This is a genomic window from Halorubrum orientale (assembly GCF_059623105.1).
The window spans coordinates 1-511 of sequence record NZ_JBSPSR010000028.1 but is presented as its reverse complement, the minus strand read 5'-3'; the positions used below and the strand labels follow the sequence as shown (position 1 = coordinate 511).

General features: G+C 63.0%; 1 protein-coding gene. It reads right to left on the bottom strand.

Going from position 1 to position 511, the window contains the following annotated elements; all coding sequences use genetic code 11:
• Nucleotides 1-87: 87 nt before the first annotated feature.
• Nucleotides 88-511, bottom strand: a 424-nt coding sequence (locus ACWUI7_RS13505) for a zinc ribbon domain-containing protein (protein ID WP_496642719.1), incomplete at its 5' end; no start/stop codon positions are given.

Sequence of the window (511 nt, the reverse complement as noted above, 5' to 3'; positions counted from 1 at the left end):
TTGACATCCTCCACACGGCTGAAGCCGTGGGATTCCTCGCGTTGGGGGTCTGGCATTAGCGCCACCCCCCACGGGGGCAACTTTCTCCTACGCCGACCGTAGGATACTCTGGTCTGTATGCTCCTCGTTGGGACGGTGAGCGCGTGGTGACGCCGACCATGAATGGTCGTCCCACTTGAGGCATACGGGCCGTGCCATCGGCCGTGGTACGTCTGCTTCGTGGCGTCGGAGGAACGTCTCCGACGCCGTGAGGTCCGCGTGGCCCTCGAATCCACAGGTGCACGTGAGCGTGTCTTGGTGCCGAGTCGTGTTCTCCGTCGAACTGCACTGCGGACACGTCCGAGTCGTCCACGCTTCGGGCCGGACTTCGACGGTGATGCCGAACTCCTCGGCGGTACACGCAAGTCGATTTACGAACGCCCGGAACGCCCAGAAGTTGTGCGTTTTCTGGTTCGCTCGCACCGACCAGTGCGTGTCGAGTACGTCGGTGAGGTCGCCGACGTACACGGTT